Annotated in this window: 11 protein-coding genes; 5 read left to right on the top strand and 6 right to left on the bottom strand. The window is 58.1% G+C overall.

Going from position 1 to position 15,076, the window contains the following annotated elements; genetic code table 11:
* The first annotated feature begins 5 nt into the window (after positions 1-5).
* A complete protein-coding gene (locus tag ACQZ5K_RS04955; protein ID WP_448739752.1) occupies positions 6-1,274 on the top strand; it encodes an O-antigen ligase family protein in 1,269 nt (422 codons plus the stop codon).
* On the opposite strand, the gene ACQZ5K_RS04950 is transcribed toward ACQZ5K_RS04955, so the two are convergent.
* The 5 genes from ACQZ5K_RS04950 to ACQZ5K_RS04930 all read right to left on the bottom strand — a co-directional run bounded on the left by ACQZ5K_RS04950 (position 1,271) and on the right by ACQZ5K_RS04930 (position 8,640).
* Positions 1,271-1,765, bottom strand: coding sequence for a hypothetical protein (locus ACQZ5K_RS04950; RefSeq protein ID WP_035262271.1), 495 nt, complete (start codon positions 1,763-1,765; stop codon positions 1,271-1,273). The two genes, ACQZ5K_RS04955 and ACQZ5K_RS04950, sit on opposite strands and share 4 nt — an antisense overlap.
* 85 nt (positions 1,766-1,850) lie before the next feature.
* On the bottom strand, positions 1,851-3,209 hold the full coding sequence (locus ACQZ5K_RS04945) for an HlyD family type I secretion periplasmic adaptor subunit (protein ID WP_035262274.1): 1,359 nt from the start codon (positions 3,207-3,209) through the stop codon (positions 1,851-1,853).
* An 8-nt stretch (positions 3,210-3,217) separates the two neighbouring features.
* The gene (locus ACQZ5K_RS04940; RefSeq protein ID WP_448739751.1) at positions 3,218-5,422 is read right to left on the bottom strand and encodes a type I secretion system permease/ATPase; all 2,205 of its coding nucleotides are present in this window, start codon (positions 5,420-5,422) and stop codon (positions 3,218-3,220) included.
* A gap of 81 nt (positions 5,423-5,503) precedes the next feature.
* Positions 5,504-7,522, bottom strand: coding sequence for a hypothetical protein (locus ACQZ5K_RS04935; RefSeq protein ID WP_448739750.1), 2,019 nt, complete (start codon positions 7,520-7,522; stop codon positions 5,504-5,506).
* A 152-nt stretch (positions 7,523-7,674) separates the two neighbouring features.
* Positions 7,675-8,640, bottom strand: coding sequence for a fibrinogen-binding protein (locus tag ACQZ5K_RS04930; RefSeq protein ID WP_448739749.1), 966 nt, complete (start codon positions 8,638-8,640; stop codon positions 7,675-7,677).
* Between the two features lie 912 nt (positions 8,641-9,552).
* Here ACQZ5K_RS04930 and ACQZ5K_RS04925 point away from each other — a divergent pair.
* Positions 9,553-10,326 carry a helix-turn-helix domain-containing protein gene (locus ACQZ5K_RS04925; RefSeq protein WP_035262289.1) on the top strand — a complete coding sequence of 258 codons (774 nt, stop codon included), beginning with the start codon at positions 9,553-9,555 and terminating at the stop codon, positions 10,324-10,326.
* 59 nt (positions 10,327-10,385) lie between these two features.
* On the opposite strand, the gene ACQZ5K_RS04920 is transcribed toward ACQZ5K_RS04925, so the two are convergent.
* Complete coding sequence (locus ACQZ5K_RS04920) at positions 10,386-10,736, bottom strand: hypothetical protein (protein ID WP_137004713.1); 351 nt, start codon at positions 10,734-10,736, stop codon at positions 10,386-10,388.
* 393 nt (positions 10,737-11,129) lie between these two features.
* On the opposite strand from ACQZ5K_RS04920, the gene ACQZ5K_RS04915 reads away from it, so the two are divergent.
* From ACQZ5K_RS04915 to ACQZ5K_RS04905, 3 genes are read left to right on the top strand one after another with little or no spacing between them, the layout of a single operon-like run.
* A complete protein-coding gene (locus ACQZ5K_RS04915; protein ID WP_080819141.1) occupies positions 11,130-12,152 on the top strand; it encodes a UDP-glucuronic acid decarboxylase family protein in 1,023 nt (340 codons plus the stop codon).
* A gap of 1 nt (position 12,153) precedes the next feature.
* Complete coding sequence (galE, locus tag ACQZ5K_RS04910) at positions 12,154-13,137, top strand: UDP-glucose 4-epimerase GalE (protein ID WP_448739748.1); 984 nt, start codon at positions 12,154-12,156, stop codon at positions 13,135-13,137.
* The gene (locus ACQZ5K_RS04905; RefSeq protein WP_448739747.1) at positions 13,134-15,062 is read left to right on the top strand and encodes a glycosyltransferase family 2 protein; all 1,929 of its coding nucleotides are present in this window, start codon (positions 13,134-13,136) and stop codon (positions 15,060-15,062) included. The genes galE and ACQZ5K_RS04905 overlap by 4 nt, the downstream gene beginning before the upstream one ends.
* The last annotated feature ends 14 nt before the right edge of the window (positions 15,063-15,076 follow it).

The raw sequence follows: 15,076 nt of genomic DNA, 5'->3' as shown, positions 1-15,076 counted from the left end.
TTTCAATGCGGATCGCCAAATCGGCGCTGATCGATCCCCAACGCAATGAGATTTACGGAATGGCGGCGGTTGCGCTGTCATTCTTCGTCTTCGCTTACTCGTCGCGTTTCGGGCAAATCTCGGTTCTGGCCTATTATGGCATGTGGCTGCCGCTGGTGGTGGTCGATTACCGGCGCGTGCTCGGCAATTATCCGCGCTATCTCTGGATATTCGCCTTCGGCATCTTGACGGTTCTGTCCAGCTTCTGGTCGGAAGCGGCGTCGGTGACCATGCGCGCCTCCATTCAGTATATGACGCATATCGTCTGCGCGCTGATCGCCATGCGGGTGATCTCCATCCGGACGCTGACGCGGGGCGCGCTGATCGGCATAGCCGTCGTTCTGCTCTATTCGCTGCTATTCGGTATTTATCTCTTCGATGCGCTGGATGGCACCTATAGTTTCGTCGGCGCTTTCTCTTCCAAGAACCAGCTCGGCTTTTATGCCTCGCTCGGCGTCATTTTCGCCGCCGCATCGGTGCTGGTGCTCAAGCAAAGGGGCATCTGGTTGCCGATTGCCGGCGTCACCGGGCTCCTGTCGGCCTATAGCCTCCTTGCGTCCCAATCGGCCACATCCACTATTACCACGGCGGCGGTGGTCGCGCTCATCATCGGCTTCATTCCCATCGGCATGCTTTCGCCGGCAAACCGCAAGATGACGTTTTTTGTGCTCGGTGGTCTCGGCGCATTGCTGGCGGTCGCTTCCCTGCAATTCGGCCTGCTAGACGCCATTCTCGGCATTTTCGGCAAGGATTCGACGCTGACCGGCCGAACTTATCTCTGGCAGCAGGGCATCGAGGCTGCGAAACAGACGCCGATCCTCGGTGTCGGTTATCAGGGGTTCTGGGTCGCGGGTTTTCCCGATGCCGAACGGCTGTGGAACGATTTCTTCATTACCGGCCGCAGCGGCTTCCATTTCCATAATACCTATATCGAAACCGTGGTGGAAAACGGCTTCGTCGGCATGCTGCTGCTTGCCATGGTGCTTTACGGAACGCTGCTCGGGCATCTGCGCTCGGTGCTGATGCGCAAGAGCGATCCGCAGGGCGTCATCCTGTTTGCGATCTGCGCCCTGTTTGTCGTGCGTTCCTTCGTGGAGATCGACATCATCTTCCCCTACCAGATCGGCTCGTTCATGCTCTATTTCGCAGCCGGTAAACTGTGCCTCCCGGCAAGGGCTGCGGAGGGGAGCGAACCTCACCCGGCAATCGGCATGCGGTTACAAACGAGAGCCTAGAGATAATCCGCAGAGACATGCGGACTGGCATGGATGAAACTCCACATGTCCTTGCTGACCTCCACGATGTCGGCGATAGATTTTTCGAGCTGCCCGATTTCCTTCTCGTCCATGCGCTCCACCTTGCCGTAGCGCACCTGACTGTCATCCTCCACCAGCCGCATGAGCTGCGTGCTGGCGATTTCGCCCTTTTCGTCGAAGGAATAGATGCAGTGATTGTATTTGTTGCGCGTCTTCGCTTCCTTCTTCAGCCGCGCCATGATGGAGAGGATGGTCTTGCGATCCTTCGCATCGGTGGAGGGAAGCTTCGCCAGGCGCTCGATCAGATCCATGCGCGCCCGCGTGGTGTTGAGCGTCAGGAAGACGACGATGGCCGCTTCCTTTTCCACTTTCAGGAGATGGACGATCAGATAGATCATCAGGCTTTCCGTGTTGGTCCACACGTAATTCAGCCTGCCGACCAGCAGCAATACATCCGACATCGCCGCCATGCCGCTTCTCCCGCCCCGACGAAACATATTTGGATATTATATGCCGACCGCTGCGGAAAAGACAGTGTAGGTTACTGATATTTCTTCATCTTTCCTTGAAAGCACGGGACATGCTGTCGGAGATCGGCTTGGTCAGATATTCGAAGAAAGTACGCTCCGAAGTCTGGATCAGCACGTCGGCCGGCATGCCGGGCACGGGGTGGAAATTGTGAACCTTGGCGATCTCCTCGTCGGGTATCTGCACTCGCACGATATAGACGTCCTTGACCTGAAGGCCGGCATTTTCCTCGATGCTGTCGGCTGAAACGTAAAAGACCTTGCCGTTCAGAACCGGTGTGGTGCGGCGGTTGAGCGCCGACAGGCGGATCGCGGCCGTCTGGCCCTCATGCAGCTGGTCGATGGAGGTTCTCAGCACCTGCGCCTCCAGAATAAGGGGCACATGAGCGGGCAGGATTTCCATGATCGGCTTGCCGGTGGTGATAACGCCGCCCGGCGTGTGGTAATAGGCGCGTACCACGGTTCCGTTGACGGGGGAGCGGATGACGGTGCGCTCCAGCACTTCGGCGGCACCACGCACCTGTTCGCGCACGCTGTCGAGATCGGATTCGGCGGTTTCCAGCGCATCGAGCGCCGCCTGCTTGTTGGCGTTGACGGCAATGACCGCTTCCTGCCGGAACTTGGCGATTTCCGCCTCGCTCTGGTTCATTTCGCCGCTCAGCCGGGCGATATCGCCCATGGCGTCGGCGATGGCGCGCTCCAGCGCCAGCATGTCGGTCTTGCGGATGACGCCGTCCTTGGCGAGCCGCTCCTTGGAATCGCGCTCCTGTGTCAAAAGCGCCAATTGCCGGTCGAAGGACTGTTTCTGGCCGTCATAGCCCGCATAGCGGAACTCCAGAGACCGGATATTCTTGTCGATCAGATTCATCTGTTCCTCAAGCTTGATGAGTTTGCTGTGGAACACGATGTTCTGGCTCTGGATAATGGAATTGATATCCGGATCGCCGGCTTCCTTCATGACGATATCGGGCACCTTGAAGCTTTTTGCGCCCTGCGCCTCGGCGCGCAGGCGCACGACGATGGTTTCCAGGCGAAGCCGCCGCAGCTGCAACATGCGCTCGTTGGCAAGCGCCGTCGTTTTGTCCAGCGTCAGAAGAACGTCGCCTTCCTTGACCGTGTCGCCTTCGCTGACCATCATTTCCTTGATGATGCCGCCCTCCAGATGCTGGACCACCTTGTTGTTGCCGGTGGCGACGAAACTGCCCTGGGCGATGATGGCGGAAGAGAGCGGCGCGGTGCCGGCCCAGAATCCGAACCCGCCGAAGGAGGCGAGCAGCACGGCAAGGCCGATCGAGCTGTGCAGGCGGATCGAACGCGGCACCTCGCTGTACCATTCGAGCTGGCCCTGGGGTTTGACTTCGGCAATGGCGTTTTTCTTTTTGAACATGACGGTTCTCAACCCTCGATCTGCGGGGACTGGTTGGCCTGGCGGCCATTGCCGGAAAGCGCCTTCAGCACGTCCATTCTTTCGCCGAACATGGCGACCGATCCGTCCTTCAGCACCATGATCTTGTCGACGCATTGAAGCAGTGCCGGCCGCTGGGTGATGGTGACGGTGGTGATGCCCTGTCTTTTGGCGTGCAGCAGCGCCTTGGCCAGCGCCTGTTCGCCCTGCGTATCCAGATTGGAGTTCGGCTCATCCAGCACCACGAATTTGGGATCGCCGAAAAAGGCGCGGGCAAGCGCGATGCGCTGTTTCTGGCCGCCGGAAAGCGGGGCGCCATCGGCGGCGACCACGGTTTCATAACCCTGCGGGAAACCGGCGATCAGCTCGTGCACATCGGCCAGCACCGCCGCCTCATAAATCTGCCGGTCCTCGATATCGTCGCGCATGCGGCAGATATTGGCCTTGATGGTGCCGGGGAAAAGCTGCACGTCCTGCGGCAGATAACCGATACTTTCACCGAATTGCCGCTGGTCCCAGTTGCGCAGATCCATGAGATCGAGGCGCACATTGCCTGACGTCGGTAGAATGGAGCCGACCAGCATCTTGCCGAGTGTTGTCTTGCCGGAGCCGGAATTGCCGATGATGGCGAGCGACTCCCCCTTTTTCAGCGAAAAGGAAATGCCGTTCAAAATCACCTTCTTCTGCGGCGGCGGCACGAAGAGGATACGCTCCACGTCGAGACGCCCTTCCGGATTGGGCAGGCGCAGACGCGGGAAATTGAGTGGCGAATTGATAAGAAGCTGCTTGATGCGGCCATAGGAGGCGGCAGATTTGTTGAACTGGTGCCAGCCTTCTATCGCGCCTTCGATGGGCGCCAGCGCCCGGCCGGAAATGATGGAGGCTGCAATCACCATGCCGCCGGTCAGTTCGCCGGATAGCGACAGATGCGCGCCCCAGCCGAGCAGCGCCACCTGGGTAATCATGCGCGCCGCCTTGGAAACGCCGGAGAACATGATGTTGCGATCCTGCGCCGCCACATGCGATTTCAGCGAGCCGGCGGTTTCGCGGCCCCACATCTTCACCGCTTCGGGGATCATGGCGAGCGCATTGATGATCTGCGAATTGCGCGACATGGAATCGAGGTGGAAATTGGCGCGGCTCAAATAACCGGAAGCCTCGGAGAACTGTCTTGCGGTGAAGCGCTGGTTCAGCCAGGCGATGCCGAACAGCACGGCGCAGCAGACCATGATGATGATGCCGAGATGTGGATGGACGAGATAGACCACCACGATGAAGAGCGGCATCAGCGGCGCATCGAGAAAGGCGATGAGCGTGCCGGAGGTGAGGAAGGAGCGCAATTGCTGCAGATCCTGCAAGGTCTGGTAGTCCTTGCCGCTGCCATGCAGGGAAGCGCGGGCGGCGGCGGACAGGATCGGCGCGCCAAGCTGCACCTCGAGTTCGACGGCGGTGCGCATCAGGATGAAGCGGCGGATGGCGTCCATGAAGGCCTGCAGCAGAACCGCGCCAAGGACGGCGACCGTCAGCATCACCAGCGTATCCATCGAGCGGCTGGTCAGCACTCGGTCGGAAATCTGGAACAGGTAAAGCGGAATGGCGAGCAGCAGGACGTTGATGGCGACCGTGAACAGCATCACCACCACCATGTTGCGCCGCACGGCGGCGATGCCCTTGGCAAGGCTGGCGGCGAAATTGATCGGCTCGCTGCGTTTGTGAAAACCGTTCTGGCTTCCACCGCCGCCGCCACCACCGCCGCCGCCACCATTGTCCGTCGGCTCCTTGCCGCCGCCGCCCGTCACCGGCCGGCGTTCGTTTTCACGGATCGGTCCGTCATTATTGTCGATGGTCTTGACGAAAGGCAGGTCGGCATTGTCGATCTTGGCCTGCGGTTCCGGCGGGGAGGCGGGTTGCCGGTCCCGTTGCGGTGCCGGCCTTTCTGCGGGAATATCTCGCAACTGTTCCGCCTGCTCCGTTTTTGCATGCGGTTGGGAGAGAACTTGTGGGGAGGCGGTCTGTGCAGGGGTGGAAACTTCTTTTGCCGTCTGTTCCGCGCCGGATAATTGGCGCAGGTTTTCGACGGCTTCATTGATTGCTGAAATACAGGCGTCCGTCAGTTTGCTGTCTTCCGCGTCCTGATCCAGCGGCAAGTCCAGCGAGCGTCCGTCGGCAATGGTTTTTCTAGAAATATGATCCATTTTATATCTGTCCCCTCGGTGATCTCACGGTGTTTGCGGTTCGGCCGTGACGGGACGCGGTTATCGCCCCGCCAGCCAAATCTACGCGGTGACCGCCTGCATGACGTCGGCCGGATGGGCATTCGACCATGACAGGTCGTGACCGGCATTGATGACGCCATTGGATTCGTTTTCAATGGTGGCGGGATCGTCGTGAAGAAAGGCGATGACCTCGTTCGCGAGTTGGCCTTGCTGGGGTTGCGACGTGTCGTTTTCGATGATGCCGCCCTGTATCAATATGGCATCGGAATAAACGCCGCCGGCGACATAGGTGGTGGAGCCAAAGCTGTCGTAGTCGACGATCTGCGCCAGATTGACCACGGCGTTGCTGCCGGTATCGATATGAATGGTGGCGTCCTCGTTATTTTCGAGAACCTTGGCGGCGGCCTGCGTCACATCGTCGGAATCGCCGAGCACGCTTACCTGTTTGATGATGCTGACATCGTAGAGATTGCCGGTGATATAGAGGACGTTCAGACCCTCGTAGCCGGCGAAATTGACGTCATGGGCAAGCGCATCCGGCATGTTGGGATCGCGCTCGTTGATGGCGTTCACCGTCTGGTTCATATAGTCCGGCATGGTTTCGAAACGGTCGTTACTGCCGACATTGTGAATGGCGGCGTCGTTCCACAGCAGGTTGTTGCCGGACTGGATGGTGGCGCCTTCCGGCGCATCGGGATTGGCGCGCGCCCAGTCATTGTCGTAAAGCACGGCGATCTGGCTGATGATGTTCATGTCAAGCACATTGCCGCCGACGATGATCAGGTCGTATTGCATGCCGATGCCGAGGAAATTCGCAATGTTGAGGGCGGCGTTGCCGCCGGTCAGCAGGCTGACGGTGGCGCCCGAGGTCGTTATCGTCATCGTGTCGTTGTCGCTGACGAACTGGTATTGCTCGATCCAGTGAACGAAGGAAACGTCTCCTTCCAGCACGCTGACGCGCCAGGCGGTCGGAAATATCGGCGGTTCGCCGTTTTCCTGGCTGCTGCTCTCCGTGTTTTCGGCACTCGGATAGACGCTGCGCTCGAAGCTGGCGATATTGAAGGCCGCCGTCGCCGCCTGATCTTCCGACCGTGTGAAAACGGAGTCGATCTCGTCCCGGTCGCTATAGATATAGGCCTGGGTGATCGCGTCGATCTGATGATAGTCGCCCATGACGGCGGTTACCGACGTCATGACGCCGGTATTGACCAGCGTAGCGATGTTGGCGACGACATTGACGCCTGCGGCTACATCGAGGCTGTTGCCGGCAGGGCTGTCCTCATGCAGCGAAACATCGCTCTTTTCCGGCTCTTCCGCCGGCTTGGCGATACCACGATCGGGCATGTAGTCGTCGAGCATCGGCTTTTCGCTGGCTATCGAGCCGTTGATGTAAAGCCCGTCGATGTCATTGCCGGCCAGAACGAAATCCTGATCCGCACCGGTGCCGAGCGACGTCACGTCGTTTTCGCGGGCATGGTCGATATAGTCGTGCGCGGATTTGGCGAGCGCCTGCAGGGCGTCGTAACTGTCTGTGCGCTGGAAACCGGCGAAAGGCGTGAAGACGGACGCTTCATTATAGAACTCGACGGTGCGTTCTGTCACGAAGCTGGTGTCGCGCCACGCATAGGGGCCGTCCGTCATGTTCAGATAGTCGTCGTCCTGAAGAATATTGACCTGCGCCACATGCGCGATGACCGAACCGGGACCGGTGTGAACCACCAGTTCATATTCCTCCTCAAAGGAAAGTCGGCCGGGAAAACGGAAATTGACGCCGGAAATATCGACAGGGATGGCATCTGCGAGCCGCTGCATGTCGTGCTCGACCATGCGCGCGAAATGCGGCTGCAGATAATCGAAATCATAATAGCCGGCGCGGTAGTTGACACCGGGATCGTAGTCCTTGAGCGCAACGTCATAGTTCTTGTCGAGCAGCTTCGCTGCATCATCGTCCGACAAATGGTCCGGATCGGAATGCGCCGGGCCTTCGGTATAGTTGGCTCTCAGACGCGCTTCCTCGATCACCGTGTCGAACAGGCCGATGAAATGCGCAATCATGTCCGAAATCTTGTCGATATGCATTGGAGGTCCCTCCCTGATCATCGCGGCAGAGCCTTAAGGCTGCGGGGGGCACACGTCCTGGAGGCGGTGCTTCGTTTTACGCAACCCCGGTCCTTTAACCGCGAACTGCACCGGCGGGTGCCGGTGCAGCTCTTTTCGTCAAGAGGTGGTTATCAGGAGTGATCCTCACCGACATCAGACACATGCGAGTTACCGCCTGTGATCGTGGCATCAACTGCGTTGGAGAGCATGTTGGCGCCCTGTACCAGTTCCAGATGGAAGCCGGAATTTGCAAGGATTGCCGATGCATCCGCAGTGCTGGTGCCTGCTGCGTCGTCGCCGGCCTTGAGGTCCCATCCCTTGCCGTCGATGCCTTCGGCGCCGAAGGCGTCACCGGCATTGGCGCTCAGGTGGTTTTCCGCACCGCCATTCTGCATCTTGATGTCGTAGGCCTCATCCTGGTCTGCCAGGTGGTTGGCCTGCACCATGCTGAAGCCGGTGTCGTTACCATCGCCGTTGAGCGAGCCGTTGAGGATATTGTCGACATCGAGAGTGAACGAGAAGTCATCACCCAGATTGAAGGTGAGGTCTCCGCCGGCGATGCCCAGATTGCCGACATCCTTGACGCCCGTGATGTTGCCGAAGTCGTCATCCGACTTGTAGAAACTGTCTGCGGAGTTGAAGCTGTCGGAGGTCGTCGTGGTCTTGGTGGAGGTGTCGTTGTCGGAATAGTTGGACGTTTTGGTGTCCGTATCCGTGATCGTTTTCACATTGGTGTCGTTGTCGCTGTACGACTTGCTTTCATAGCTCCAGTCGTAGTCGACCTTGATATCGGTGTTGGTTTCGGTGCTGGTCTTGGTGGTCGTGTCGTTGTCGCTATAGGACTTGCTGTCATAGCTCCAGTCATAGTCGTTGTCGCGATTGTCACCGTTATTGGCGTCAACATCGATCTTGGCGTCAACATCCACATTGGTGCTGTTGTCGCTGTTGTCGTTGTTGCGGTTTTCACCGTTTGCGGTGCCGACGTTGCTGTCTTCCACCTTGGCGTCATTGGTCGAGGTGTTGGCGAAACCCTCGGAAAGCGCGCCGATCTTGGTGATATCGTCGTCGCTGCCGGCAGACTTATGATCATAACCCATTTCGATTTCCTCCGAAAAAGCTCGGAGCAGCTTTCGAAATCCCTCTCATCTCAAACGGGATTTTTTCGCGCTTGCCCCGGGTAGCATGAAGATTGATGTTTTGCAGATGCACTCGGTACGCATCATCTGCGGTTCGGTAGTGGCCCGTGATCGGGCTCTTTTCGTTCAGCCCTTGTGCGCTACTCGGTAAAACGGCGCACAAATCCGTTCCTCGCTCCATAAGGAGAGCGCGGTGGCTTCGTCTTTTCGCTTGCATGTTTTCTTGAAAAGGGACCGGCGTTTTTCAAACACACGTCAAGGCCGGAGGTGTCTTTCCATCGGCCGCCGTTCAGCGACGGTCAGACTGTGCCGTAGAAAAATTGCGCTTCCTAGATATCAATTCGGGTTAAACCCATCGGCGCTTTACCCGAATATATATGTCGCAGGCGGTTGTCCGGCGGCTCGTTTCGCCGGTTTGGCCCAAAAAAACGGCGCTTCGCCAGAGCAAAGCGGCTTTTTCGAGAAACATGGTTTATTTCGGTGGGAAAAGGCCTCTATCCCGAAAAGGAACATGCTGCAGCGTGCTTCGCCGGCGAGCTATGTAAAGGGATATCAACTAAAAGTTATATTTTCCCGGAAGGCAAAACCACAGCGAAAACTTTTCCGATGTGTTTGTTTTTGCAGCGGTTACAGAATGAATGATTCTATCTCGGCGTAACCTATTTTGTATGTCAATTGTAAAAAATAACCCGTTTGGGCCATTTATTTACACAGCTTTTCGTATTAGCGTGTGTTAATTAACGGGTAATTAATGATAGTTGACATGGCCTAAAGCGGAGAATCGCCCCCAAGTATTCAGGGGAAAGATAGCCGGCGGACAACAGACTGCACAACCAAAAGAAAGTAATGCGTAAGCGCTTGAGGGAGGCGTCAATGTTCATGGGAACGTCAGATTATGCGGCAAAACAAAAAAACGCCGTTGCTCCTATAAATGGAACTTTATTGGTGATAGCGGATCCGGACCTGTTTTCCGAGTGCCTCATGGAGGCGCTGGGCAAAAAGTTCCCCACATTCGCGGTGGTGAGCGTAAGGTCGTCGGCGGGCATCGAGGACGACTACGGAAACAATGTACGGCTGGTTTTGCCTTACCGGATGTCGGGGGATCGTCTTCATGCCGTTCTTTCGGAGGTTCGGGAAAAACATCCCGATGCGCCGATCGCGCTCGTCGTCGAAACCATCGATAAATTCGAGGAGCCGCTGAAAAGGCTGGTGGGAATGCGCGTCATCGATGGCGTGCTGCCGCTCAATCTCAGGCTCGATGTCTTCATGGCGGCCGTCGATCTGCTCATGAAGGGCGGGGAACATTTTCCTGCTGCTCTTCTCGGCAAGCTGACGCCCTATTCGCCTTCGGTCAACAGCAAGAGCGTTCAAAGCAATGCCGTGATCGCCAACCGCGCCGATGCCCTTGCCGCAAGCAGGAGCGACGTGGCGGCGCTGACGACACGCGAGGTGCAAATCCTCGACCTGCTTTGCAAGGGAACGCAAAACAAGATCATCGCTGATCGGCTGCATCTGTCCGAGAACACCGTCAAGGTTCACGTTCGCAATATCTATAAGAAAATGAACGTGCGCAACCGCACGGAGGCGGCGTCGCGCTTCTTCAACAAAGATGAAGACACGACGTTCTCCGGCGGCTGGAAGAACTGAGCGTCAGGGCGGCTAGAGCCGTCCGGACGCCAGTTCCCTCCGGTATTTCTCCAGGAGGCTCAGGGCCTCAGGAAGCAGCGGGATTTCTGCCCGAATCCGCTCGGCGAGCAGATATAGGGAGAGGAGCCCGAGTAGGACTGCCGCGATGCCGCGGGTGTGCCCGAGGCATCGGCAACAAGCGTAACGGCTGCGTTGCCGGTTTTTTGATAACCGTAGGACGCCTTCGCCGGAACGACCCGGCTCTTGGTCGTGGCGGTATTGGCCGACGCGGTCTTGATGAGAACGGCGTCTTCGACCACGGAGCATGAAGCCGTCGTGAAGGTGAAAGTTACAAGTGCTGCGGCAACAAGCGCGAAGCGACAATGGCGGGCTGCTTTGCCGCTATGGGAATAAGGCATTTCATTCGTCATGTGTGTCCCCTGAAATCGACTGTCTGTCGCATCTCGCCGGGCGGTTTTGTTCCCGGTGGACCGAGCCTTACAAAACCAGGATAGTCCCGACTGGTTGAGCGAAGCTTGCGCTAATGCTCAATAAGAAAGGCATAATAGAGGCATAATTAAAAAGTATTAAATAAAGGGGCTATTTTGAGTAATTTTGGGTAATCAATTGTAATATTTTGATAAAATGAAGTTGACCTGTTTTCTTCTGCGCCTATCATGAAAGTTGAAATTTATCCGATTGAAATATTAAACCTCCAGAAGAAGTAAAAACCGGAGGATGATATTCAAGATATCGTACAATCGGGAGTTTGATCCAGTTTAGGTGAATCAGCTGCGCTGATTCCTCATGGGGAGGAGTGTGTAATGCGTAATTTCGTTCCCAACGAACACGACAACGGCGTCACCATCTACTCCGAATGGAGACCTGGCCAACGCGTTCTCGTTAATGGCGGCGCCGGTTTTCTCGGTTCCCATCTTTGCGAGCGCCTGTTGAGCTGCGGTCACGAGGTGATCTGTCTCGACGATCTTTCGACCGGGCGCACCGCGAATGTGGCGCATTTGCGGGACAATAAGCGGTTTTTGCTGGTCGAGCACGATGTGCGCAAACCCTATGACATTGATGTCTCGCTGATCTTCAACTTCGCGTCGCCGGCTTCACCGCCCGATTACCAGCGCGATCCGGTCGGCACGCTGCTCACCAATGTCCTGGGTGCGGTCAATGTGCTGGAAGTGGCGCGCAGATGCGGTGCAACCGTCGTGCAGTCGTCGACATCGGAAGTCTACGGCGATCCGCACGTTAATCCGCAGCCGGAAACCTATTTCGGCAATGTAAATACAATCGGGCCGCGAGCTTGTTACGATGAAGGGAAACGCAGCGCCGAAACGCTGTTTTTCGATTATCACCGAAGCTTCGGTGTCGATATCAAGGTGGGACGCATCTTCAACACCTATGGGCCGCGCATGCGACCCGATGACGGACGTGTGGTCTCGAACTTCATCGTCCAGGCTCTGAAGGGTGCCGACATCACCATTTACGGCGATGGCAGCCAGACCCGTTCCTTCTGCTATGTCGATGACTTGATCGACGGTTTCCTGCGCTTCTCGGCCAAGCCGAAGGATTGCACCGGGCCGATCAATATCGGCAACCCGAGCGAAATTCCGGTGCGGCAGCTCGCCGATATCGTCATCCGCATGACGGGCTCCCGTTCACGCATCGTGCATCTGCCCGCCGCGATCGATGATCCGCAGCAGCGCCGCCCCGATATTTCGCGGGCAAAGGAGCTGTTGAGATGGCAGCCGCGCGTGCCGCTCGAAATCGGCCTGGAAAAAACCATCGTCTATTTCGATGCATTGCTGGCCGGCAAGACTGTGGCGGAGGCCGTATGAGATGCCCCGCACAATCCTCGTCACGGGCGGGGCCGGATTCATAGGCAGCCACATCTGCAAGGCGCTGGCCCAATCCGGCTTCAAGCCCATCGCTTACGACAATCTCTTGACGGGTCACGCGGATTCGGTTCGCTGGGGTCCCTTCATCGAGGGCGACATTCTGGATCGTGGCCTTTTGAAAGCCACGCTCAAGGAGTTCTCGCCGGCCTTCGTCATCCATTGCGCCGCCAATGCCTATGTCGGTGAGTCCGTCGAGGATCCACGCAAATATTACCGCAACAATGTCGGCGGCAGTCTTGCGCTGCTGGATGCCTGTCTCGACCAGAATATCGGCGGGCTGGTGTTTTCTTCCAGCTGCGCCACCTATGGCGTGCCGCCGCAATTGCCCATCCGTGAGGAAACGGCTCAAATGCCGGTCAATCCTTACGGGCGCACGAAGCTGATCTTCGAAATGGCGCTGGAGGATTATGCCGCTGCCTACGGTTTGCGTTTCGTGGCGCTGCGTTATTTCAATGCCGCCGGGGCCGACCCGGACGGTGAGCTTTACGAGCGCCATGAACCTGAAACCCATCTGATCCCGCGGGCACTGATGGCTGCGGCTGCCAGGCTGCCGCAACTGGATGTCTTCGGGGCGGATTACGACACCAGCGACGGCACCTGCATTCGCGATTACATCCATGTCAGCGATCTGGCCGATGCCCATGTGGCTGCCGTCAATTATCTTGCCGAGGGCGGAGAGACGCTGCGTGTCAATCTCGGTTCCGGTCACGGTACATCGGTCGGCGATATCATCCGGGCGATCCACCGCGTGACGGGGCAGGAAGTTCCGGTCCATTTCGGCGCAAGACGCACCGGCGATCCGCCAGCCCTGTTTGCGGATATCAAACGTGCGGAAGAAACGCTCGGTTTTACCCCGAAGCGTTCGGATATCGACACCATCATCCGGACGGCAGGTCCCGGTTTCGGACTGGAGGTGCGGTCATGAAAGCCCATTCCGTTCCATCGGCCCGTGCGGTTGCAGTCGCCAGTGATTTGCGGATGCTGCCGGTCTTTGCCGGCTGGAACCGCACGGCCTATCTTCTCGGCATTGGCGGCTGGCTGGTGACGCTCGCCTATTTCTGGATCTGGTGGCTCGATCGCGATCGTGTCATCGACTGGCCCTATTATACCGTCGTGACGATAACGCTCGCGTGGATCACGCTTCTGCCATCCTATTTCATCTTCATCTTTCTGAACGCGAAGGTTGTCGACCGGCGCTCCCCTCTGCCACGGGGCAGGGTGGCGATGGTCGTCACCAAGGCGCCGTCGGAACCTTTCGCGGTGGTGCAGAAGACACTACTGGCCATGCTCGAACAGAAGGGCCTGGAATTCGATGTCTGGCTCGCGGATGAGGCTCCGGATGCGGAGACGCTGAAATGGTGTGGCGCGCACGGCGTTTTCGTTTCCACCCGACAGGGCGTTGCGGAGTATCATCGCAAGACCTGGCCGCGGCGCACACGCTGCAAGGAAGGCAATCTCGCTTATTTCTACGATCACTACGGTTACGAGCGTTATGATTTCGTCGCCCAGTTCGATGCGGATCACGTGCCGGAACCGGATTATCTGCGCGAGATCATCCGTCCCTTTGCCGATCCGAAGGTTGGATATGTTTCGGCCCCGAGCATCTGCGACGCCAATGCCGGTGAAAGCTGGGCCGCGCGCGGCAGGCTTTATGCCGAGGCGAGCCTGCATGGCGCGCTGCAACTGGGTTACAATAATGGCTGGGCGCCTCTCTGCATCGGCTCGCATTATGCCGTGCGCACGAAAGCCCTGCGGGAAGTCGGCGGCCTTGGGCCGGAGCTTGCCGAGGATCATTCCACCACGCTTCTGATGAATGCCGGCGGCTGGCGCGGCGTTCACGCCGTCAACGCCATTGCCCATGGCGACGGGCCGGTGACCTTTGCCGATCTCATCGTACAGGAATTCCAGTGGTCGCGCAGCCTGATGACCATTCTGCTGCAATATTCAAGGCACTACGTGCCGAAGCTGCCGCCGCGGCTGAAGTTCCAGTTCCTGTTTTCGCAGCTCTGGTATCCGCTGTTTTCCGGCTTCATGGCGCTGATGTTCGTGCTTCCCGCCGTTGCGCTGATACGCGGCGATGTGCTGGTCAACGCATCCTATCCGGCGTTTCTGGCGCATTTCCTGCCGGTTTCGCTGATTATGATCGTGTTTGCCTTCTTCTGGCGGGCCACGGGCGCATTCCGCCCGCATGATGCGAAGCTCTTCAGCTGGGAGGCCATGGTATTTCTGTTCCTGCGCTGGCCCTGGTCGCTGATGGGCGTGCTGGCGGCGATACGCGACACGATCCGTGGCGATTTCGTCGATTTCCGCATCACCCCCAAGGGCACGCAGGCAAAGCCGCCGCTGCCGCTGAGGGTCGTGGCACCCTATATTCTTCTGGCGGCGCTCAGCCTTGTGGCCATGGTTCTGGCGCCGCGGGAAAACGGGGCGGAGGGCTTCTTCGTCTTCGCCGCCATCAATGTGGCAATCTATGCGGGCCTTTCGGTGTTTCTGCTCATCCGCCATGCGATGGAAAACGGCTTGCCAAGGCTGCCGGCATTGCGCGGGGGAGCGACCGCCGCCGCCTGTTCGTTGCTGCTGGTGGCGGGCAGTGCCGTACAGCTCAGTTCCCATGCGATCGGCGGGCTGGAGGCCCTGTCGCACGGGCAGCCCTATGTCAGTTTTACCGAAACGCGGTTCACGGTCGCCGGTGCGGGTGTGGAAGGTGCGAGATCGGTGCGTCTGAAACTGCGCATTGCCGTACCGGGACTGCGCGGACCGCAGGAAATGCAGGCGGAACCCATCGTGACGCCGCCGCCGGCGATGGCAACCGGAGAGATCATGCTGGCCGACAATAGGGTCGGACAATGAAGGAGGAGGCTGTG

Source organism: Agrobacterium sp. 22-226-1 (assembly GCF_053522345.1).
Note: the sequence above shows the minus strand (reverse complement) of the source record. Positions and strands in the feature narration are given on the sequence as shown.

Excerpts from the sequence above, each read along its gene's own strand:
- ACQZ5K_RS04950 (WP_035262271.1), bottom strand. The coding sequence starts at position 1,765 with ATGGCGGCGATGTCGGATGTATTGCTGCTGGTCGGCAGGCTGAATTAC.
- ACQZ5K_RS04945 (WP_035262274.1), bottom strand. The coding sequence starts at position 3,209 with ATGTTCAAAAAGAAAAACGCCATTGCCGAAGTCAAACCCCAGGGCCAG.
- ACQZ5K_RS04955 (WP_448739752.1), top strand. The coding sequence starts at position 6 with ATGCGGATCGCCAAATCGGCGCTGATCGATCCCCAACGCAATGAGATT.
- ACQZ5K_RS04925 (WP_035262289.1), top strand. The coding sequence starts at position 9,553 with ATGTTCATGGGAACGTCAGATTATGCGGCAAAACAAAAAAACGCCGTT.
- ACQZ5K_RS04905 (WP_448739747.1), top strand. The coding sequence starts at position 13,134 with ATGAAAGCCCATTCCGTTCCATCGGCCCGTGCGGTTGCAGTCGCCAGT.
- ACQZ5K_RS04935 (WP_448739750.1), bottom strand. The coding sequence starts at position 7,522 with ATGCATATCGACAAGATTTCGGACATGATTGCGCATTTCATCGGCCTG.
- ACQZ5K_RS04930 (WP_448739749.1), bottom strand. The coding sequence starts at position 8,640 with ATGGGTTATGATCATAAGTCTGCCGGCAGCGACGACGATATCACCAAG.
- ACQZ5K_RS04915 (WP_080819141.1), top strand. The coding sequence starts at position 11,130 with ATGCGTAATTTCGTTCCCAACGAACACGACAACGGCGTCACCATCTAC.
- ACQZ5K_RS04920 (WP_137004713.1), bottom strand. The coding sequence starts at position 10,736 with ATGACGAATGAAATGCCTTATTCCCATAGCGGCAAAGCAGCCCGCCAT.
- ACQZ5K_RS04940 (WP_448739751.1), bottom strand. The coding sequence starts at position 5,422 with ATGGATCATATTTCTAGAAAAACCATTGCCGACGGACGCTCGCTGGAC.
- galE (WP_448739748.1), top strand. The coding sequence starts at position 12,154 with ATGCCCCGCACAATCCTCGTCACGGGCGGGGCCGGATTCATAGGCAGC.